The sequence below is a fragment of the Pseudundibacterium arcticum genome, assembly GCF_042646465.1.
GTDB classification, from domain to species: domain Bacteria; phylum Pseudomonadota; class Gammaproteobacteria; order Burkholderiales; family Burkholderiaceae_D; genus Undibacterium_A; species Undibacterium_A arcticum.
Window position 1 is genome coordinate 24,005 of sequence record NZ_JBHRTP010000069.1, and the last position, 21,514, is coordinate 45,518.

The following is a 21,514-nucleotide window of genomic DNA, read 5'->3' on the forward strand; positions in this document are numbered from 1 at the left end:
TCAATTGCCTTGACGCAGGATGAGGGTCGCCAGCGGCGGCAGCGTCAGCACCAGCGACGCCGGCTGGCCGTGACTGGCGACCGGCTCGGCGCTGACCTGCCCGCCGTTGCCCAGATTGCTGCCGCCATACGCTGCGGCATCGCTGTTCAATAGTTCTTGCCAGACCGATGCCGTTTGTTGTTGCGCGGGTATTCCGACCCGGTAAGCATGGCGCGGCACCGGCGTCAGATTGCAGACCACCAGCACCGGCGGCGCGCCGGACGCGTCATCGGCATGGCGCAGATAGGCCAGCACGCTGTTGTCGATGTCGCTGCCGATCACCCACGAAAATCCGTGCGGCTGGCAATCCAGAACGTGCAAGGCAGGCTGTTCGCTATAGACCCGATTCAGGTCGCGCACCAGACGCTGTATGCCGCGGTGGCGCGGGTCGTCCAGCAGATCCCAGTGCGGCGACTGGTCGTGATTCCATTCCGCCGGCTGGCCGAATTCGCATCCCATGAACAGCAGTTTCTTGCCCGGATGGGTCCACATGAAGCCGAGATAGGCCCGCAGGTTCGCCAGTTTCTGCCACGCGTCGCCGGGCATCCTGGTCAGCAGCGAGCCCTTGCCATGCACCACTTCGTCATGCGAAATCGGCAAGATGAAGCGTTCCGAAAACGCATACAGCAAGCCGAACGTCAGGTCGTGATGATGATAGCGGCGGAACAGCGGGTCCAGCGCTGCATAGCGCAGCGTGTCATGCATCCAGCCCATGTTCCATTTATACGAAAAGCCCAGTCCGCCCTGATCAACCGGCGCCGTGACGCCCGGCCACGCCGTCGATTCCTCGGCAATCATGATGGCGCCCGGACAGTATTCGGCCACGATCTGGTTCAGATTCCGTAAAAATGCTACCGCTTCCAGATTTTCGCGGCCGCCGTGGATATTCGGCGTCCACTCGCCTGGCTTGCGGCTGTAATCGCGATACAGCATCGAGGCCACCGCATCGACGCGCAAACCATCGACATGAAATTGCTGCAGCCATTCCAGTGCGCTGGCGATCAAAAAGCCGCAGACCTCATTGCGGCCAAGATTGAAAATCAAGGTATTCCAGTCCTGATGGAAGCCCTCGCGCGGATCCAGATGTTCGTACAGCGCCGTGCCGTCGAATTGCGCCAGTCCATGCGGATCGGTGGGAAAGTGGGCCGGCACCCAATCCAGAATCACACCCAGTCCGGCGGCATGGCAGGCATCGACAAATCTGGCGAATGCCGGCGGCGATCCGAACCGTGCGCTCGGCGCAAACTGGCTGAGCGGCTGATAGCCCCACGAGCCGCCGAACGGATGCTCCATGACCGGCAACAGTTCGATATGGGTAAATCCCAGCCCGAGCGCATACGGTATCAGCCGCTCCGACAATTCATCCCAGCTCAGGCTGCGCCCGCCTTCTTCCAGAATTCGCAACCAGGAAGCGGCATGCAGTTCATAAATCGAGATCGGCGCATGCTCTCCCTGACGCTGGCCGCGCGTATCCATCCAGGCTTGATCGGTCCAGGCAAACGGTGCTGCCGACGCCACAATCGAGGCCGTCGCCGGTGGCGCTTCGGTGGCGCGTGCCACCGGGTCGGCCTTATGCGGCAGCAGTTCGCCGCTGGCACCGACAATTTCATATTTATAACGACTGCCGGCTTCTAGCCGTGGGATAAACAGTTCCCAGATCCCGGCGCCATGCCGCAAGCGCATTGGATGGCGGCGGCCGTCCCAACAGTTGAAATCGCCCACCACCGATACTCGCCGCGCGTTCGGCGCCCACAGCGCAAACCGGGTGCCGTCAATGCCGCCTAGCATCATCGGCTGAGCGCCGAGGCAGCGGCCGAGCTCCAGGTGTTTGCCTTGCGCCAGCAAATGCAAATCGAAGTCGCTCAGCAGCAAGTCGAATGCATAAGGGTCTTCTGTGGTTTGGACGGGCTCGCTGGCACCTGCATCGCTCCAGAAAATACGCAGCAAATAGCGCTGACCGGGCTTCAATCCGGCGACCGGGCCGGCAAACAATCCGCTCGCGCCAGGTTGCCGGTTTTGCCCCATCTGCACCATCGGCAACGCAGCCAGCGGCTCGCCATCCGCGTTCAATACTTCCACCTTGCGTGCGCCGGGCTGGAAGCTGCGCACGACGACAGCATCGCCTTCGCGATGCGGGCCAAGCAATGCAAACGGATTGCCAAGACGACCGGCCAACAAGGCCTGGACCGCCTCTGCCAGTGCCGGTGAAACGGTCTGTGCAAGAGTCGATACAGGCGCGTTGCCGCTGCCGTCGATCAGCTCAGCCATGCGCGTTTTCTCCCGATGCATTATTTTCCAACAGACGCTCGGCAATCAGCAACAACCCGTGTATCGGGACCGCTATCCACGTCGGCCGGTTGGCGGCTTCATAGCAAATTTCGTAAGCGGCTTTTTCCAATGTGAACAGCCCCAGCAACGCCGCCTCTACCGCCGCCGGCATTGGCGTGCCCGCGGCATGCGCGGCCACGCGATAGCCGTCCAGGAAGGCGGCCTGACAGGTGGCGGCAAAGCGATCCAGCAGATGCTGTTTACGTTCCAGCGCCGGCGCCCCAAGATCGCCCGGCCCGGCATCGCGGGCGAATGCCGCGGCATAGTCCAACGAGCGCCACAAGCCGGCGACGTCGCGCCAAGGACTGCTTTTTTCGCGCCGCTGCTGCAACGTGCGGCTCGGCTCTCCTTCAAAATCGACGATATACGCATCGCCGTGCGCCATCAGCACCTGCCCCAGATGAAAGTCGCCGTGAATCCGCGTCAGCAATGTGCCGACGCCGGCCTGCGCCAGTTGCCCGATCAACGGCAACAGGCGCGGCCGCAGAGCCAGCAGCCGGGCCGCCTGCTGCGCGCAGTCCGCACTCGGCCAGTCATTCCTGGCCTGCAATAGTTCGAAGGCGGCGTCCAGCTGCCGGGCGACGCTGCGCTGCCAGTAGTCGATGTCGTCAGCAGTTGCCGCATGCGGCGCGAAGGCAGGGTTGGCGGTCGGCGTCGCCAGCACCGCGTGCATTTCTCCCAAGCGGCACCCGAGCGTGCGCGAAAACTCGGTAAATTCATGCAATAGGTCCGGCTCCGGTTCAGCCGCCGGCACGGCAACGCTCGCGGGATCGAGTTCGGGTTCAATGAGGACGCCAGTCACTTGCTGGATCATCCGCTCCAGCGTGTCCATGACCCACTCCCATGCATCGCCCTGGTTGTCGATATAACGTTGCAACACCATCAATGTCCTGGCCGCACCCGCGCGGTCGATGGCGATCACTTCGCCCAGCATCGCCGGCGTATTGGCGTAATCCAGCTCGGTCAGATAACGTCCCATTTCAGCTTCCGGATGGGTGCCGTCGGCCAGCTTGCGCAGGATTTTCAAGACAATCCGTTCATCGACCACCAGCGAACTGTTCGACTGGTCAACGCTCATGCGGCGAATTGCCGCGTCGCCGGCAATTTCGATCTGCTGCATGGCGGCGGTCGGGATAAAGCGAATCTCGCCATCCGCAGTCACGACCGTGGCGCTGGCCCGCATCTGTTCAATCACGCAATGGGGTAGCGAATCAAGCGTAAAGGCATCGGTCAGCAAGCCGACCTCGCGATGGCGGCGGACTCTCGCCAGCGCCAATTGATGCGGCAGCGCGCTGACCACGTTTTCTTCGCGGATAAAGCCGAGCGGCATCAGGTAGCGTTCGACGCCGCTGGCCGTGCTGGTCTCGATTTCCGTCAGCAGCACCGGCAATGCATGCGGGCGCGCCTGCGACGGCGGCATTAAAGCGGTCGATACAATCCGCACCGTCCGCAGTTTTTCCTGCTTGCCGGCGTACCAGCGCCGTTTTGGCAGATAGGCCGGCAATGCTTCGTTCTCCAGGATCGACCGGATCGCGCCTTTCAGGATATCCTCGACCCCGCCACGCAACACCAGCGTCGCAAACTCGGGCAGCGGCTCTTGCGGCGGCGCATACCAGGAAGGCATGGTGGCCTCGCTCGCCAACACAAACCAGTAAAAACCGAACGGCGGCAAGGTCAGCAAATAAGTCAATTGGCCGATCGGCGGAAAAGCGACTCCTCCCAACATCTCGACCGGAATCCGGGCGGCAAATGCCGACAGCTCCAGTTCCACCGCCTGCGCCGACGGCGAGACATTGGCGACGCACAGAATGGTTTCATTGACGCCGCCGTCATCGCTGTCGTCATATTCGCGCAAATAAGCAAAGATCTTGCGATTGTTCGGGTAGATCAAGGTCAATTTCCCGCGGCCGAAAGCCCGATGCTGCTTGCGTACTTCCAGCATGCGACGGGTCCAGTTCAGCAACGAATACGGATCGGAACTCTGGGCCTCGACGTTGAGCGCAGCGTATCCGTACAGCGGGTCCATCAGGGTCGGCAGTACCAGGCCGGCCGGATCGAAACGCGAAAAACCGCCGTTGCGGTCGGGAGCCCATTGCATGGGCGTGCGAACGCCGTCGCGGTCGCCCAGGTGGATGTTGTCGCCCATGCCGATTTCGTCGCCGTAATAAATCACCGGCGTGCCGGGCATCGACAGCAGAAAGCTGTTGAGCAATTCGATCCGGCGCCGATCGCGCTCCAGCAACGGCGCCAGGCGACGCCGAATCCCCAGGTTAATGCGGGCACGGCGATCCGAGGCATAGAAATTCCACAGGTAATCGCGTTCCTTATCGGTCACCATCTCCAGCGTCAGCTCGTCATGATTGCGCAGGAAAATGGCCCACTGACAGTCCGCAGGAATATCAGGCGTCTGCCGCAGAATGTCCGTCATCGGAAAACGATCCTGCTGCGCCAGAGCCATAAACATGCGCGGCATCAGCGGGAAATGAAACGCCATATGGCATTCGTCGCTATCGCCGAAATATTGCTGCACGTCTTCCGGCCACATGTTCGCTTCGGCCAACAACATCCGGCCCGGATATTTGCGATCCAGTTCGGCCCGTATCGCTTTTAAGATGGCGTGTGTTTCAGGCAGGTTTTCATTCGTGCTTCCCTCGCGTTCGATCAAATACGGTACCGCATCGAGCCGCAAGCCATCGATCCCGAGATCGAGCCAGAAAGACATCACTTCCAATACCGCTTGCAGCACCTGCGGGTTATCGAAGTTCAGATCGGGTTGATGCGAATAGAAGCGATGCCAGAAGAACGCATTGGCTAAAGGATCCCAGGTCCAGTTGGATTTTTCCGCATCCAGAAAAATAATCCGGGTCCCGGCATAGCCCTGATCGTGATCGGCCCAGACATAGAAATCGCGTTCAGGCGAACCCGGCGCGGCCGCGCGTGCACGCTGAAACCAGGGATGCTGATCCGAGGTGTGGTTGATCACCAGTTCGGTAATCACGCGCAAGCCGCGCCGGTGCGCTTCAGCGATAAAGCGCTTGACATCCTGCATGCCGCCGTAGTCCGGGTGCACCCCGCAATAATCGGAAATGTCATAGCCATCATCGCGTCGCGGCGAAGGATAAAACGGCAATAGCCAGATCGTGTTGACGCCAAGTCCGGCGATATAGTCCAGCTTATCGATCAGTCCGGCAAAGTCGCCGACGCCATCGTTGTTGGCGTCGAAATACGATTTGACGTGCATCTGGTAAATAACAGCGTCCTTGTACCACAGCGGATCGTCGATGAAACGCTGGCTGTGATGAACGCTGGTGGCATCGGTCGGCAGGCTTGGCGCGGCATCGTCCATGTTCAGGCCCCGGCTGACCGCGGTGAACCGGTTGACCGGGTGGATGACAAGCGCCAGATTGCGAACGGCAATGTGAACGGGTCGAGCGTGACCTGTTGATGCTTGCCATGCCATCTGAAATGCGTGTCATGCACCAGATCCTCAACATCGATTTGCGCATCGTCGGCCAGGCCGAAGCCCCATAGAGGCACTTCGATATGTGCCGAATGCGTGGAGAAAGGATCGAGGTTGATCGCCACCAGAATCACGTTGTCGCCATAACGCTCGACCTCATCGGTGTCCGCATTCGTGTCGCCAACGGCTGGGATGGCCTTGGAAAAATACAAAATGTCTGGATCGGACGCCTGATGAAAGCGGATGCCGAGATGCGTCTGCAATGCCGGATTGGACTCCCTGATGCGATTGAGCAAACTGATTTCGGCGATGATGTTGCCGGGGCGCTGCCAATCCCAGGCGCGGATTTCGTATTTTTCCGAATCCAGGTATTCTTCTTTGCCGCTGAGCGCCCTGGCCTCGCATAATTCAAACCCGCTATACATCCCCCACAAACCTGACAAGGTGGTCGCCAATGCCGCCCGGATCAAAAAGCCCGGCCGTCCTGAACGTTGTAAGAAATAGGGGTTGATGTCAGGCGTGTTAACGAAAAAATGCGGACGGAAATAATCGCGCAGCGGGCTGGCGGTCAGCTCGCTCAGATAGTCGATGAATTCGCTCTTGGAATGACGCCAGGTGAAGTAGGTGTACGACTGCGAAAATCCGACCTTGGCCAGGCGATACATCATGGTCGGCCGGGTGAACGATTCGGACAAAAAGATCGTGTCGGGGTAGCGGCCGCAGATATCGGCGATCAGCCACTCCCAGAACGGCAACGGCTTGGTATGCGGATTGTCCACCCGGAATTGCCGCACTCCCTCGCGGGCCCAGAACAGCACCACGTCGCGCAGCGCCAACCACAGCTCAGGCATCGCGCCCTCGGCGTAGAAATTGACGTTGACGATATCCTCATATTTCTTGGGCGGATTCTCGGCGTAGCGGATCGATCCATCGGCCCGCCAGTCGAACCAGTCCGGATGCTGCTGCAACCAGGGGTGGTCGGGCGCACACTGGATCGCGAAATCCAGCGCCAGTTCCAGCCCGTGTCCGGCGGCAGCATGGCGCAGGCGCTGGAAGTCTTCCATTGTCCCCAATTGCGGGTGAATCGCATCGTGCCCGCCTTCATTGCTGCCAATCGCATAGGGGCTGCCGGGATCGTCCGGCGCCGAGGTCAACGCGTTGTTGCGGCCTTTGCGATGGGTACGGCCGATCGGATGAATCGGCGGCAGGTACAAGGTATCGAATCCCATCGCGCGGATTGCCGGCAGCCGCTCGATGACGTCGGCGAAGCTACCGTGACGATCGACGTCACCGCTTTGGGAGCGCGGAAACAGTTCGTACCAACTGGCATACTGCACCGCGCGCCGTTCCGCATTAATCGGTATTGCCTGGCTGCGAACCACATACGGTCGCGTATCTACCCGTTCCATCAGAGTAGCCGTTTGCGGCGACAACAGAGCCTGAATCCTTGCTGCGGCATCCATGCCTTGAGCAATACTGGCTTGGCCCGGTTGGGGCGCGGCCAATGCGTTAGCCAGTGATTTCAATGCGGCTACTGCGCCGGCGTCACCATGGTCGGCACTAAGTTTACCGGCAACGTCCACCGCCCGACTTACCAGCAATTGCCCCTCTGCCAGTTCCAGCGCGACATCGAGACCGGCATTCACCTTCTTCTTTAACTGTTCGCGATAGCTGGAAAAGCTGTCGTGCCAAGCTTCGATCGCAACTAAATGACGTCCGAGTCGCATCAACGGCAAGCGTGCCATCCATCGATCATTGCCCAGTGGCAGCATGCGGATCTGTTGCCATTGAACCTGATCGGCGCTGCGCCACAACAGCGCGGCGGCCACCAGGTCGTGACCATCAATCATGATTGTTGCTTCGACCTGAACCGTTTCGCCTAGCAAGCGCTTGACCGCGAAACGCCCATCGTCCACCGTTGGCGTGAGCGCTTCCATAACAATCCTGGGCGCCCGCGTCGCTGCCTTGGCTGCCGGTTCATCGTGATTGGCGACTGTCAAGACTGCCGGTGCCATGGCGGCGGCATAGATGCGTATGGCGGCAGCGGGTAATTCCAAAGCATCGCGGTCGAGCGCCGATTCATTTACTGCTGCCTTGCTGATCTGATCCGGCTGATTTGTCAGGAGTATTTTTTTAGGCCAATAGCCGGCGGCACGTTGGCGCCAGAGAGAGCGGCTGAGCGGTTGGGCGTGAGATTGATCGGCATTTGCCACTATGAGAAGTCCGCCCTCGCCAGGCGCGATGGCCGGCGCCACACGATGCAACATCACCACCTCTGCATTTGGGCTGCTCAACATACGTAGCCGGGCATTTTGCAACGATTTTCCACAGGTGGCGACAAAGTTGTTGGCCTCGGCTATTTCTGCAGTCAGGTCGATGCCGCTCACTGCTTGCAGACCATCAAAATCTATGTCGTCGCGTCCTTCGGATACTGCCAGCGTGCTGCTGCCGTATTCAAACCCCATCGGCACCAGCAAGCCATTGCCAATCGCCGCAGCAAATTGCAGCGCCCGCAACGCCAGCCGTCGCCGCGACTCCAGGCCGTCTGCTACAAAATGTTGCGCCAGACGCGGCCCAGCAGGACATTCGGGAAACGCAATCGGCGGCGCCAGCCGCATAAGACGCGTTTGTTCTTCAGCAAACCAGGCAGCTTTAAAATCCCACCAGGGCGCGGATGAAAAACTGGCGTCGAACCCGCATCCTTCCAAGGCGGCGATCTGCGTCGGCGTGCAACCGCAGGACCAGACCATGAAGCGCATGCCTGGTTGATGGCGTCTTCCTGCCGCAATCAATGTTTGCCAAAATGCAGCAGGCACTTTCGCTGCAGCCAAACAACGAAATCCGACAACACCCATATCTGCCCAGGCTCGTAACCGCTGTTGCCAATAATCCTGCAAACCTGCCACTACCTCCGGCAAGTCAAACCGCGTCAATCTTATGGCTAATGCCGCGGGGCTAAAACGGGGGTCAGGTAATAATGGCGCATCGCCGCTGTCAGGATCGACCGCAACGCGCCGGGAAAACCAATTCGGATGCTGCTGCACCAACGGATGCCCGGCCTCCAGTTGATCCAGCGTCAGATCCAGCAGCAAGCGCAGCTGACGGGATCGGCAGGCCTGTACCAGCGCCGTCAATCCGGTGGCCACAGAAGTTTCCGCAGCCCTCAACTGCGGGTTTGAATCTGGAGGCGCGGTTAACACATGATCGAATCCCATGGCCGCGCATCGGTCAAGATGAATATCCCAGGCATCATTTTCCGCAGCAATCGGGGCTTTCAAATACGCCGGCTGGATGGAGTAAATGCGCGGACAAAAATCTGTTTGCATAGTTCAGATCCTATCGATGCTTGCCGGACGCATCGCAGGCAATGCTTCAAGTAGCGCTTCAGATCATTGCGTTGACGGCCTGTCCCTGAGTCCCAAGCTCTCGAGCGCCGAGAGCTTGTTTCTATGTGCATCGGTCTGGTGCCCTCAGTTTTTCGATTGCGGCCAAAGAACGTTACCGTTCAGGCCGCCTTGCTGGCCTTGTCCTGACCTTTCGCACGCCGCTGTTCATGCTGCTGCGCGTCAGGCACAGCGAGGAACAAATCCCTGGTGTCCGGCGTAGCGATGTGGCGATACATGTCGATATATTGCTGCGCAGATGCGGTCCATCCAAAATCAGCGCACATGGCGTTGACTTGCAGCTTTTGCCATTCCTGGGGGCGAGTGAAAATTTGAAATGTACGGTTCACCGCATCGACCATGTCTTGCGGTTGTTCGCCGTCGAACAGCACGCCATTCGCGCCAGGTACCGGGTGCTCGACCGAACCGGCATCAACGATCGTATCGTTGAGACCGCCGACACAGGAGGCGATCGGGATGGTGCCGTAACGCATCGCATAAATCGGGGTCAATCCATATGGTTCAAAACGGCTGCCGTGCAATAGCATGTCGGCGCCGGCGTGCAACACATGGGCACGCGTCTCGTCATAGCCGATATGCACACCGACACGTCCCGGATATCGTTCAACCAGTTGCTGAAAACCACGCTGATAATCAGGTTCGCCGCAGCCAAGAACCGCCAGTTGCAGGTACGGGTGACGTTCAAGAATCGTTGGCAATGCAGCCAGCGCGACGTCAGCCATTTTTTGATGCGTGATGCGGCTGCCTAACGCAAGTACCGGTGCAAACGGATTGATCGGCAACAAATTGAATAATCTTTTGAGTTCATGTTTGCAGGCGCGCTTACCCTTTAAATCGACGCTCGAAAAACGTTGCACGATCATCTGGTCATTGCGCGGGTCCCACACATCGACATCGATCCCGTTTGGAATAGCCGTGAGATCATTCTTGCGCTGATTTAAAAGGCCTTCAAAGCCATGCCCAAAGCGCGGCGTCAATATTTCCTGCGCATAGGTATGGCTGACCGTTGATATGCGGTCAGCATAGCGTATGCCTGCCTTTAAAAAACTGAGCTGGCCCCAATACTCGGCGCAGTCGGGACTCAACATATACGGCGGCAAGCCCAGTGACGGCGCCAGATCGATCGGAAAGTTACCCTGGAATGCCAGGTTGTGAATCGTCATGACAGCACCAACGCCTTGTATGTTGTTAGTCCGCAGCAACGCTGGAATCAGCCCCGCATGCCAGTCATTGGCCTGCACTACATGCGGCGCCGGCAACACTGTCTGCCCTGCGCAGATGCGTGTCGCGGTATGTGCCAGCGCTGCGAAACTGATGGCATTGTCGGACAGCTCGCCACCGTACTGATCAACATATGGATTGGCAGTGCGGGCTCGGAAACGCTCTGTGTCTAGCAGGATGACCGGAACATCCATGTCGGGAATAACACCGGATAGCAAGGATCCCGGCCCCCCGGGCAAATCATGCAGGGTACCGACGCTACGCAAACTTTTGGCCGTGTCCATTGCAGATGGGTAGCCGGGCATCAAGATGCCGGCGTCAACACCTTGCTTGCGCAGCGCGGCTGTCAATGCAGTGATGACATCGGCCAAGCCGCCGGTTTTTGCGAGGGGAACTGCTTCTGACGTGACGAGTAGGACGCGCGCTTTCAAGATGAGACTCCTTCGATCAGATGCGGGGCACACAGAGGGTCATTGAAAGCCGTCTGCGCGCGTCAGGATGGTTTCAGCAATGCTTGATTGGCGGTGCGCTCTCTTGAATTATTTGCTCGTGAAGGTTGCTTGAAGCGCAAAGGAACTGTCAGACGTTCTTCTTTGCAATCATTGATCGGCAACACGCAGTCCTGGCCAAACCTGACGGTAATGAGCGGATAGCACACCAACCAGATCATGAAGGAAACGCAATATCGTTTTATTGATTTCGGTCATGTTGTCGATAATCTCTACCCCGTCCATGACGCATCCTTTCCAAGCGCCATCAGCTGCCGTTTCCAGAACCGTGCATAAAGTATTGTCAACTGTCCTGCAAAATACAAGAACTGCATCAGACATTCTTGCAGGCCAGAATCATCGAATTTTTGCACGAAATTTTGATTGAAAATAGTGCATGACACCTTTGCCGAAAATCGCCTGGATGCGCAGAAACGATGCAAGAACAAGCGCTGGCGCTGATATGCAAGGCCGCACGCAGGGCTGAATGCAACAATCCAACAGGACCATCGCATGGTGTCTGTCAAATAGAATGCGCGGATTGTATGCGCAAATTGAATGCGCCAAATGAGTGCGCAATTTAAGTGCAGAGTCGAAATGCACGCCAATTAAATGCATGAACTGACTGCGCAAATTGAGCTCGCCATGACTATTCCAACAAAAAAAAGCCCAAGCTTGAGAGTTGGGCTAGGGCCTGTTAACAATCAGAGTAGCCAAATATAAACGCAGACGAGGTTAATGAAAGAGAGGTAGTTTCGTGCCAACTTTTCATACCGCGTTGCGATCCGTCGAAACTGTTTGATGCGGTTAAAAGAACGCTCCACCAAATTGCGATCTTTATACAAATGGCGATCATATTCACGTTGCACGACACGATTGCGCTTAGGCGGGATCACCGCTTGCGCGTTGTTTGCCTGAATGTAGTTCAGCAAATCGTCCGCGTCATAGCCTTTATCGGCCAATACTGCTTGCGGCGTCATCCCTTCCAACAGCGCTTTACCTTGCGTAATGTCTGCAACTTCACCCAGCGCACCGGATTGCCCAAGGCGTCTACCACCGCATGAATCTTGCTGGTCAATCCGCCGCGCGAACGACCGATCGCTTGAGGACCTTCTTTTTTTGGGCGCCCGCCGCATGCTGGTGGGCGCGCACCGCAGTGCTATCAATCATCAACGCTTCCAGATCGCGGTCGCCGCTGACCGATTCCACCAAGCGCTGCCACACGCCTGTCTCACCCCAGCGTTTGAAGCGGGTATATGTCGTGTGCCAGTTACCCAATTCAGCAGGCAAATCACGCCACGGGGAACCGGTGCGCACGATCCATAACACCGCCTCTAAAAACAGGCGATTATCTTGCGCCGTTGCACCAGGATCGCCAGGTTTGCCTGGTAATAGGGGTTCCAGTTTTACCCATTGGTCGTCTCGCAACAGCCTTCTGCTTTCCCGCATCTTCGGTATCCATTTATTCAAATACCGAATGTAAACACATTTTATTGATTGTTAACAGGCCCTAATTGTCTTACTTCAATCTATTTCAAATATAAAACTATTTGCTGCTCGGGAACGCTACGGGCGCGGCTTCTGCGACCTGCTGGTCAGCACCAACGCAATGCCACCAAGGATCGCCGCGGAGGCAGCAGCCAGGCGCGGTGTAATCGTTTCCGACAGGAACACCACTCCACCAAATGCAGCGATCAGCGGCACCGACAACTGTACGGTGGCGGCTCGCATCGCAGAAAGCTTGCGCAGCGCGGCATACCAGATCACATACCCGATGCCGGACGTGAGTGCGCCGGAGGAAATGGCCAAGGCGACCCCGGCCGCATCCGCGTAAGCGTTGGCGACGAAAATCAAGCTCAGCACGAGGGCAAGCGGCGCCGCCCGTGCGAAGTTGCCCGCGGTGGCGGCTAGCGGGTCGACCACTCCGCGGCCGCGCAGCGAGTACACGCCCCACGCCACGCCAGCGATCGCCATCAGCACAGCGCCGAGGAGCGGCGGCGCAGCGACACCCGGCGACACCAGGTAGACGAGCCCCGCGGCAGCCAGTGCGAGACCGAGCCATGCGATGGCTCCGAACATTTCGCCCGAGCGCAAGCCCACGCTGAACATTGTCAATTGCACCGCGCCGAACAGAATCAATGCGCCCGTGCCCGCGGGCAAGTTGCGATACGCGAAAGAGAAGAACGCGACATAAGCAAACAGCATGGCCGCAGCGAGCCAGTCGGCATGGCCGGACGCGGACCGTTCCGACCTGAACCGCACGATGACGGCGAGCGTGAGCGCTCCGGAAACCAGCCTGATGCTGGCGAAGCTGGCCGGATCGATGGCCCCATGCTGCAACGCGAGCCGGCACAGCAGTGAATTGGCGGCGAAGGCGAGCATCGCCACCGCGGTGAGGACGATCGTCTGCATCGTGTGCAGGCCACGGCGTTCTTCATGCATGGGTGGTCGCCACCAGGACGACTGCCCAGGACAGCAGCGCGACACCGAGCGGCGTGCTGAGACGCCTGCCCCAGCGAACGTTCTTTTCGATCGCCATCACGGCCGCAAGCAGGAGCATCCAGCCGAGGCTGCCGGTGCCGAGCGCGAACATCAACAGCATCAGCGCCCAGCAGCACCCGACGCAGAACAGGCCGTGCTGCACGCCAAGCGCGAACGCGTGCCGTGCTTGCCCATGCCCACGCCAGTGCTCGACAACGAAGCTCAAGGGCGTGCGGCACTTTTCCAGGCACCGGTACTTGAGCCTGCTGAACTGAAATGCGCCGGCCAACGCAATGGTCGCGGCGCCGATCAGCCAGCCATGCCAGGCCAGTGTGGGTACGCTGGCGAGCAGGGACAGCACTGCACTGTGAAGTGCATGCGCCAAGAGCCCGAATGCTCCCCACACCGTCATGTAGCCAAGGCCGAGCAGCATGAGGAGGCGCCCATGGTCCGGGCGCTGGGCCGTCAACCGGTCGAAGGTGTTGAACAACGGCAAGGTGGTCGGCAGCATCATGGCCGCCGTCATGAGTATCCACGCGGCGGCGTAGAGCACCATGGGCACGACCACATCGCCGGCGGGAACGACACGGCACAGTAGCGCCGCCGGTCCTGACGCTGTCCAGTCTTCGTGCTCGAGATAGCGTCCGTACGGGCTGCGCGCCCACGCCCACAATGCCACCCACGCGAGCGCAATCAGCGCGGCCAGGACCGGCAAGAACACGCGATGATGACGGGAGGCGCTGCGCCTGCCGTCGGTCTCATGCATCGAAGACGAACGTGCTCTGCAGGGCGTTGTGGTTCTTGATGTCGAGGTCGATGCCGAGGGCGGCATTCTTGGATCGATAGGTCGGGGCCTTGCCGACAAACACCGGAGCCCCCGGCACCGTAGAGAACACGGTGTCGGAGAGGGTTGTCAGGCCACCCATCGCGCCGCGATAGGGCTCGAGTTCGGCATAGTAGTTTTTGCCGATCTCGAGTTCGCCCTTGCCGTCGACCACGGTGAACCGGATCGGCGCCCGCTCCACCGACACCACTTGGCCGATGAGCGCGGCCAGATCGGCGACCGGCCCGCCCGCCTGCCCGGTGTAGACCTTGAGCAATGCATCTTCCTGCACCTTGGAGGCCTGGTCGTCGACATAGATGGCGGCGGTCCAGTTGCCTTCCAGGATGTTGCCCGGAATATGGGCCACGGCCGCGATGGTGTTGCCACCCACATCCACGCCATCGACCATTCCCTTGCCTATGCGCCACGCGACGATGGTGTCGCAGGTGCCATTGTCAGGATCCTCGCCGATCCAGCAGGGACATAGGACGTTGCAATTGCAAACCTCGAGCAGACGACCTTCCAGGTGATAGCTCATACGAACCTCCGTTGAAGCCACACGAACACGGACTTGTCGCCGCGGCTTGCGGCGGCAAGGGACGTTTTATTTTATGCTGCGCGGTGAACCAATTCAAGTTCGAAGACGGCCAGGCAAGCCGCGATATCGTTGAGTCATTTAAGCTGGTGTCGAAAGTGTTCTTCGACGTCCACATTGGACCATTGGGCAACACCGTCGAAAGACGGCTTGTGGCTGGGTGCGGCCGATCACGACAGGCTCCAGTCGACCCAAATGCGACATTGAAATTTTCTGAAATCGTTCAACGTTCAAAGTAACCGGCCTGTGCGGCTTTGCGTGCATGTCCGGTTGACGGCTTGGTTCGGCCTCATTGCTCAGGCAACCTTCTCTTCGAGCCAACGTGACAGACCGGCATCGAGTGTGAGGGCGGCCAGATGCGCCGGGGCCACAAGTTCAACGTGAGATGGGATATTCTTTGCGTTTGCAAGATCGGCTGCGGGGGAGTGAACAACAAAGAAGACCTTTCGATAGTCAGCTTCGGAGAAGTCTTGAATCGTTTTATTGAGGTCAGCACGAGTCGCCTGGGATTTGACCTGAACTACATACCGGTCGTCGGTAATCGGCTCACGAAGTTCAAGGTCATAGGACTTTGCATGTTGCCCCAAGACGCTTACACGCAGCCACCCAGCATGCCGAAATACGAGGTCAACTAGGGTTTCATAGTCCTTCCAATGAAGCTCGGAAATCGCTTTTTCAAGTTGGCTACATAGTCGTGCACGTTCAGCGGAAATTCGAGACGCCAACTCGCTTCGGGTGCCTTCAAGTACGCGGCGAAGGAGCTGCTTTTCCCGAACGCGACAGACTGTGCCGCGAAAACCTTGCATCTGGGCGATCTTGCCCGGAAGGTCGTTCGCGACTAGAAGCCTCCCGCTTTGCGAAGCGTCATGCCAGCCGTCAAGCGTAGCGCGAAATTTGGAGATGTGGTCTTCTTCAACTGGTCCCGGAGCAAGGCGCGCCCACCAGAGCTTGGCGCCGTGAAAAGTTATCCATACGTCTTCAGGTGTCGAACGGGCGATGTCTTGCAGCCGATTTAGACCTGTTGTGACCTGCTGCTTATTGGGAAGGTCATTCCGCAGTTGCTCGGCGATAACTGTCCATCGGCCCGCGTTTATGTCTGCGAGCGACTGGTTAGGCCAGCCCAAGCGCAACCGAGATCCTAGGATCGATTCAGCCTCCCAACAGCCGGCGTGGCCGAGCTTGACGTAGAAGGCACTGTTGAACTCGAAGACCACCTGATGATCATTAGTCTCGGTATTTACAGTCAATGCCCGATCCATCACCCATTCGTCATCATAAATAAGCCCAGCATCAACAGCATGCTGGTACACCGGAAGTTTTTTGAATGCCTCCAGATCAGGGAATAATTGAAGGAATTCCGCAGACCTATATGGTGGCAAGTCCCAAGATTGCTTTGTCCAATCTGCATCTTCTAAGTCTGCATCCATGTGTATTATTTCCATCACGCAACTCCTCTTTGCTCATACACATTCTCGGATCGATACAGGTTCATTGAGGGGTAGTGTGCACAAATAACAAATCCGACACAAGCGTCAATCGGCCGCTTCAGGCAACCCGCCTGCTCAGTCAGGTGGGCGCATAAACGCGAATGGCAACTTCGGAGCTGACGCGCGACAGTCTCCTTTTGGGCCGAAAGCTGCCTGTTGCTGTTTAGACCACGGTGGTCTTAAAAGACGACCTATAGTCCCCGCAATGTCGGAAGTGATTGTTAAGGGTTAAAGATGGGTGGGAAAAGGTGGAGAATATTTTGAGACGGCTGGGTGCCAGTTGCGCGCGAGGCGCGTCAACTGTACACCACGTGGGCGGGATTTACTTCTGGGGTACGAGTTCGACAATCACTACCCGGCATGGCCCTTGACCGCCGTTCCTTGCCGACATAGTGCCGGCTGGATGGTTCTCGCCCGGTCCTTCGAAATAGGTGGAGCCGGCCTCGAAGGTCTGCGTCTTCCCCGCCTTCCAGTTGATGGTGATGGCTCCCTCCAATACGTAGCGGAGCCCTGGACCAGTATGCACATGAAAAGGAATCTCGCCGCCGGGTTCGATGACCAGCATGGTCGCCTTCATGTTCCATTTGCCGGGCGGAAGCTCTCCAACGGCGACTTCCTGGAGCGTGTTCGCGATAAATTTGTTGGGTGATGCTGGCGTCTGCGCCATTGATGGCCCCGAGCCCAATATTGCCATCATGGCGGCTAGGCTAACTATTACCAGTTTACGTAGCTTGGAAATCAACATCACCATTCTCCTCAATCCAGATGTTGTGCTGCAAGAGAGGCGTTGACCAAGGGGTAGGGAACTGCGTGGCCACTCCCTATCCCCGCTCCCTACCCATATATCAGTTTTGTTTTCGGGGGACAGTCATGCGCCCAGGCTCCGATGCCTACTCTCTCACTCGGCGTCGTGAACTATCTTTATAGTACAAATTTATGGCGAAAAGCGGCACGTCGGAATCTGGGCCAGGAGCAGACACACCGGCTTCCTGACCGGCTGCTTTCAGAAAACTTCTTCACTGATCGGTGTTGGCCGATTTCCGCCAGTTGGTCATGGTCAGCAAGCGCCCAAAAGCGGACGCTAGACACTAAGTGTTTTAATTTTTGCGTTTTTACATAGCATCGCCAGAGAAACACCGTCGTACCGATTCTTGAGTCAAGCATCATTGGCCTATGGGAGAAAAAGCGTCCGCCAGTTCATACATCCCCGGCTCAAAGGTCGCCATTGCCATTGCCTGCTGCAAGTAAGGCAGTGGCTGCGGATCTTTGCGCATTGCTTCGTAATCCTCTTTGCTTCGCCATTCGGCAACCATGGTGACCTTTGTGCCATCTAGGCTGCGGTGAAGCCTTGCCGAGATAAAGCCAGGCGCGTGCCGCACTGTGCCGTTGGTTGCTTGGGCCAATAGTTCAATTAGTCCAGCCTGGTTTTCAGGTTGAACTGTGAAAGCGTTAATAAGGATGACGGAGTTGTTGCTCATGATTTTTCCTTGGAGGTCACATTACAATTGATTTACTCGGAATAAATTCGCCTAAACATTCGGCCCGAACTCGGGTCTAGTATCGCTTTGAATATAATCGCCGTGCGGGGCGAAATTAAATTATTAATATCTTGGTGAATAATGTTTACCGTCCGCTTTTGGCTGCGGATTCAACCGATCGACGCAACAGATTGGTGAAATCGTTGAGCGGGTGTTTCATAGTTTAGTGTCTGCTTTCGGCGCGCCTCGCCAAGACAGTGCGCGGCCAGGTATCACCTTCAACGCGGCGCTGGAGGCGGCTTCCGCCTGAGGCGTTGAAGCAAGCGGGCGCCGGCGTCGAAGCTGCGGCAAACCTGGGAGGCGATCACGCCGGTGACGGCAAGCATCGCCGCTGTGTGAACGCCCACGGCCGCGAGCGCCAGCGTCAGCGAGCCGGATGCCGTGATCTCGCGGGCCGGCGTGTCTCCCATGCAAAGCGGGATTAGCGCCGGCACCAGCATCAATCCGGCGCCGTGCGCGGTGGACATCATGAAAGACCAGAGCGCCAGCACGGCATGACCTGCCGGCGTCCGGGCCCGCTTGGCTTTGTGGCCCGACAGGTGATACACCGCGACGACAAGCAGCACACCCAGCAGCACGCCCGCCAGGGCTTGCAGCACGGCGCGATCCATCGACAGGCCGAGTGCCACCGCGGCGGGCACGAACGCGACCGATGCGGCGTGCCCGACCGCGATCGGCACCAAGGCCCGCAGCGCCTGCGCCCGGTCGCGCGACTGCACACCCCAGGCTGCGGCAAACATCCAGCCGGTGGCAGGGTTCAGCCCGTGAAGGGCACCGACCCCTGCGACCGCCAGCCATGGCCAAAGGCTCGACATGAGGTGCTCACGCGCTCAGGCCGCTCGCGCTTCAGGCGTGCATGTCGTGTGAATGGCAGCACGAACCGACCGTCGGCGCCGGCTTCGCGATCGGCGCCGGCTCGTAGCGGTCATGGTGGCGCACCCACTCCATTTTGTAGGGCACGTCGTTCTCGTCGCGGCCCTTGGGCGTGAGGTCCATCAGGTTGTACGCACCCATCATGACCTCCACGCCGCGGCCGTAGGTCGAGTAGGTGTGGAACACTTCGCCCGCGTCGTTTTTGTAGAAGACACTGAGGCCGGGCGCCTCCTCGGCCGGGAAGGACTGCATGCCGTAGTTGTAGTAGACCTCGCCCTTGGCCTGTTCTTCCGGCGTGAAGCTGACGCCGAAGTCGTGGTTGAAATCGCTGTCATGCGAGGAGACCCACCTGAACTGCCAGCCCATGCGCTGGCGAAAGCGCTCGATGTCGGCCAGCGGTGCACGCGAAATGGCCACCAGCGTGATGTCGCGATGCGCCAGGTGCACGTTCATGCCGTCGGTGTGGTCCGCCATGAAAGAGCAGCTCGGGCAACCTTGCTCCCACCTCGGGCCGAACATGAAGTGCTGCACCAGCAGTTGGCGGCGCCCGCCGAAAAGATCGGAGAGCGTGCACCGGCCCTCGGCTGTGTCGAAGATGTAGTCCTTCTCGACGCGCTCCCACGGCAGCGCGCGGCGCTCGCGGGCAATCTGGTCATGCAGGCGCATCAGTTCCTTTTCGCGCGCCAGCAGCGTCTTGCGCTCGCTCAGCCAGCGCTCGCTGGAGACGACGAGATGGTTCTTTGCTTCGGAAATAGCGGTGTTCATGATGTACTCCTTGGCTGATGGCAAAGGGTCAGGCGGCTGCCGGTTGTTCGCGGCGCATCGCCGCTTGCACGGCATGGCGGGCAGCGATGCGTTCCTGGAACGCCTGCAGGTTCGGGAACGGCGACAGGTCGAGTTTCACGAACGCTGACCAGCGCGTCACCACAAACAGATAGGCATCGGTGATGCTGAACTGTTCGCCCAGCAGAAATGGCGTGCGGCCAAGCGTGGCATCGATCAGCCCATAGTGCTTACGCAGATGGGCCATGCGCTCGGTACGCACGCCATCGCTGGTCTCGGGGTTGAACAATGGCATGTAACTCTGGTGCAGCTCTGAATTGATGTAGCCCAGCATCTCCTGCAGGCGGTAGCGCGCCATGCTGCCGTTGGCGGGCGCCAGCTGCGCTTCAGGTTTCAGGTCGGCCAGATATTGCACCACGGCCGGGCCTTCCGTCAGCACACTGCCATCGTCCAGCTGCAGTGCGGGCACATAACCTTTGGGATTGATGGCGAGAAAATCTTCGCCGTGTTCGGTGCGTTTGGTCTTGCTGTCGACCTTCACCAGTTCGATTGGCAGGCCAAGCTCGTTGGCAATAATGTGTGGCGAAAACGAACAGGCGGACGGAATGTAGTACAGCTTCATGGTCATGCTCCTTGGATTGGGGTTGATCAGGACAGTGTTTGAATCAGACCGGCGTGCGACGGCCCTCGGCTGCGCCGAAGATATAGCCTTACTCGACGTGCTCCTGCGACGATTACGACCCGGCGCCTTTCGGACGCCGCACGGCGCGCACCTTTCCGCTCTCTCCGCCGCCGCAGTAAAACAGGTCTGCACCATCGGACTCGAGCCCGCTGACGCCGGCGCCGGGCGGCATCTCCAGCCGCTCGAGCACGGCGCCGCTTTGCGGGTCGATGCGGCGGATTTCGCTCTCGTCGCCTTCCCATGTCCCGTGCCACAGCTCGCCGTCGACCCAGGTCACGCCGGTGACGAAGCGGTTGGTTTCTATGGAACGAATGATGGCGCCGGTGGCCGGATCGATCTGGTGGATCTTGCGGTCGCGGTACTGGCCCACCCACAGGCTGCCTTCGGCCCAGGTGAGTCCCGAGTCGTAGCCGTTGCCGGGCGCCGGGATCGATGCCACCACGTTGCCGTTGGCGGGGTCGATCTTGTCGATGCGCTGCTCGGCGATCTGGTACAGGTAGGTGCCGTCGAAGGCGGTGCCGGCGTCGCAGGCGCGGTCGAGCGTGCGGGTGGGCTCGCCGCTCTCGGGATCGAAGGCGATCAGCCTGGTGCCGGTGGCGGCCCAGACGCGCTGGCCGTCGTGGGTCACGCCGGCCACCTTGTCGGCGCCGGCGAAGGGACCGTATTCGCGCACGATCTCGGCCGCACGCGCCTTCGCCTGGGGTTTGTCTTTGCTGGGTGTACTGGCTTTGCGGGTCATCGCTGTCTCCTTGCGGTCGTCTTACAGCGCGCCTCGAAGCGGCGCCGTAAGACAACTCTATTCCATCTGGAGCGCGGCGGGGAGTAACAAGATTGTCGTGAATCCCGCAAGCGGCGGCGACAGCCAGCGCTGCGTCCGCGCCCGCCCTATGGAGCGTACCCGTCCGGCGGCCTCCAGCTCGGCCAGCGCGCGCTGGACGGTGCGCTGGCTGGCCCCCAAGGCCAGCGCCAGGGCTGAGGTCGACCAGGCCGCACCGTCGGCAAGCAGCGCCGCCAGCGACGCCTGGTCGCCGTCGATGGGCGGCGCCAGCACGACCACGGCGCGCTCGCCGAGCGGCTTGAGAACAAAGCCGCGCGTGGTGGCCTCGATCTGCGCCAGTTCTGTGACGAGCGCGCGCAGGCGGCCGATCTCGACCCGCAGGCGCGCCCGATGCGACTCGTTGGGGCGGTGGGTGCGGAACGCGCACGCGATCAAGGCTTCCCGGTCAACTTCGCCAGGCCACGCCTCGGCGAGCGCGCGCGCCAACGCGAACAGTACCGGCCGGCGCGCCAGCGGCCGCCACGCAGCGCCGGC

At 59.3% G+C, this 21,514-nt stretch carries 16 protein-coding genes and 2 pseudogenes; 1 reads left to right on the forward strand and 17 read right to left on the reverse strand.

The window, feature by feature from the left end:
* From glgB to ACFOFO_RS19545, 9 genes and pseudogenes are all read right to left on the reverse strand, one after another.
* A complete protein-coding gene (glgB, locus tag ACFOFO_RS19505) occupies positions 1 to 2,307 on the reverse strand; it encodes a 1,4-alpha-glucan branching protein GlgB (protein WP_390332486.1) in 2,307 nt (768 codons plus the stop codon).
* Positions 2,300 to 5,713 carry a maltose alpha-D-glucosyltransferase gene (gene treS, locus ACFOFO_RS19510; protein WP_390332488.1) on the reverse strand — a complete coding sequence of 1,138 codons (3,414 nt, stop codon included), beginning with the start codon at positions 5,711 to 5,713 and terminating at the stop codon, positions 2,300 to 2,302. The genes glgB and treS overlap by 8 nt, the downstream gene beginning before the upstream one ends.
* A gap of 2 nt (positions 5,714 to 5,715) precedes the next feature.
* Positions 5,716 to 9,153 (reverse strand): maltotransferase domain-containing protein, encoded by a 3,438-nt coding sequence (locus ACFOFO_RS19515; protein WP_449369383.1) that lies wholly within the window; start codon positions 9,151 to 9,153, stop codon positions 5,716 to 5,718.
* Positions 9,154 to 9,332: 179 nt separating this feature from the next.
* Positions 9,333 to 10,883 (reverse strand): glycogen synthase GlgA, encoded by a 1,551-nt coding sequence (gene glgA, locus ACFOFO_RS19520; RefSeq protein ID WP_390332492.1) that lies wholly within the window; start codon positions 10,881 to 10,883, stop codon positions 9,333 to 9,335.
* A 168-nt stretch (positions 10,884 to 11,051) separates the two neighbouring features.
* Positions 11,052 to 11,282, reverse strand: coding sequence for a hypothetical protein (locus ACFOFO_RS19525; protein WP_390327530.1), 231 nt, complete (start codon positions 11,280 to 11,282; stop codon positions 11,052 to 11,054).
* A 362-nt stretch (positions 11,283 to 11,644) separates the two neighbouring features.
* A pseudogene (locus ACFOFO_RS19530) lies at positions 11,645 to 12,389 on the reverse strand (IS5 family transposase).
* A 117-nt stretch (positions 12,390 to 12,506) separates the two neighbouring features.
* Positions 12,507 to 13,382 (reverse strand): DMT family transporter, encoded by an 876-nt coding sequence (locus ACFOFO_RS19535; RefSeq protein ID WP_390327527.1) that lies wholly within the window; start codon positions 13,380 to 13,382, stop codon positions 12,507 to 12,509.
* On the reverse strand, positions 13,375 to 14,187 hold the full coding sequence (locus tag ACFOFO_RS19540; RefSeq protein WP_390327525.1) for a DUF2182 domain-containing protein: 813 nt from the start codon (positions 14,185 to 14,187) through the stop codon (positions 13,375 to 13,377). Before ACFOFO_RS19540 ends, ACFOFO_RS19535 begins: the two co-directional genes overlap by 8 nt.
* Positions 14,180 to 14,782 (reverse strand): DUF1326 domain-containing protein, encoded by a 603-nt coding sequence (locus ACFOFO_RS19545; protein ID WP_390327524.1) that lies wholly within the window; start codon positions 14,780 to 14,782, stop codon positions 14,180 to 14,182. The genes ACFOFO_RS19540 and ACFOFO_RS19545 overlap by 8 nt, the downstream gene beginning before the upstream one ends.
* Positions 14,783 to 14,793: 11 nt before the next feature.
* Between ACFOFO_RS19545 and ACFOFO_RS19550 the strand changes: the two genes are divergently transcribed.
* A complete protein-coding gene (locus ACFOFO_RS19550; RefSeq protein WP_390327522.1) occupies positions 14,794 to 15,078 on the forward strand; it encodes a hypothetical protein in 285 nt (94 codons plus the stop codon).
* A 57-nt stretch (positions 15,079 to 15,135) separates the two neighbouring features.
* Here ACFOFO_RS19550 and ACFOFO_RS19555 read toward each other — a convergent pair whose 3' ends face one another.
* The 8 genes and pseudogenes from ACFOFO_RS19555 to ACFOFO_RS19590 form a co-directional block, all read right to left on the reverse strand.
* Positions 15,136 to 16,266, reverse strand: a complete 1,131-nt coding sequence (locus tag ACFOFO_RS19555; protein WP_390332494.1) for a restriction endonuclease — start codon at positions 16,264 to 16,266, stop codon at positions 15,136 to 15,138.
* A gap of 382 nt (positions 16,267 to 16,648) precedes the next feature.
* The gene (locus ACFOFO_RS19560) at positions 16,649 to 17,071 is read right to left on the reverse strand and encodes a cupin domain-containing protein (RefSeq protein ID WP_390327517.1); all 423 of its coding nucleotides are present in this window, start codon (positions 17,069 to 17,071) and stop codon (positions 16,649 to 16,651) included.
* Between the two features lie 418 nt (positions 17,072 to 17,489).
* Positions 17,490 to 17,804, reverse strand: coding sequence for an antibiotic biosynthesis monooxygenase family protein (locus ACFOFO_RS19565; RefSeq protein ID WP_390327516.1), 315 nt, complete (start codon positions 17,802 to 17,804; stop codon positions 17,490 to 17,492).
* Between the two features lie 278 nt (positions 17,805 to 18,082).
* Positions 18,083 to 18,679 carry a hypothetical protein gene (locus tag ACFOFO_RS19570; RefSeq protein ID WP_390327515.1) on the reverse strand — a complete coding sequence of 199 codons (597 nt, stop codon included), beginning with the start codon at positions 18,677 to 18,679 and terminating at the stop codon, positions 18,083 to 18,085.
* Positions 18,680 to 18,710: 31 nt separating this feature from the next.
* On the reverse strand, positions 18,711 to 19,502 hold the full coding sequence (locus ACFOFO_RS19575; RefSeq protein WP_390327513.1) for a DUF899 domain-containing protein: 792 nt from the start codon (positions 19,500 to 19,502) through the stop codon (positions 18,711 to 18,713).
* A gap of 28 nt (positions 19,503 to 19,530) precedes the next feature.
* Positions 19,531 to 20,142, reverse strand: a complete 612-nt coding sequence (gene gstA, locus ACFOFO_RS19580) for a glutathione transferase GstA (RefSeq protein WP_390327512.1) — start codon at positions 20,140 to 20,142, stop codon at positions 19,531 to 19,533.
* Positions 20,143 to 20,254: 112 nt separating this feature from the next.
* Positions 20,255 to 20,941, reverse strand: a complete 687-nt coding sequence (locus ACFOFO_RS19585) for a Vgb family protein (RefSeq protein ID WP_390327510.1) — start codon at positions 20,939 to 20,941, stop codon at positions 20,255 to 20,257.
* Between the two features lie 57 nt (positions 20,942 to 20,998).
* Positions 20,999 to 21,514 (reverse strand): annotated as a pseudogene (locus tag ACFOFO_RS19590) (helix-turn-helix domain-containing protein); the annotation flags it as partial.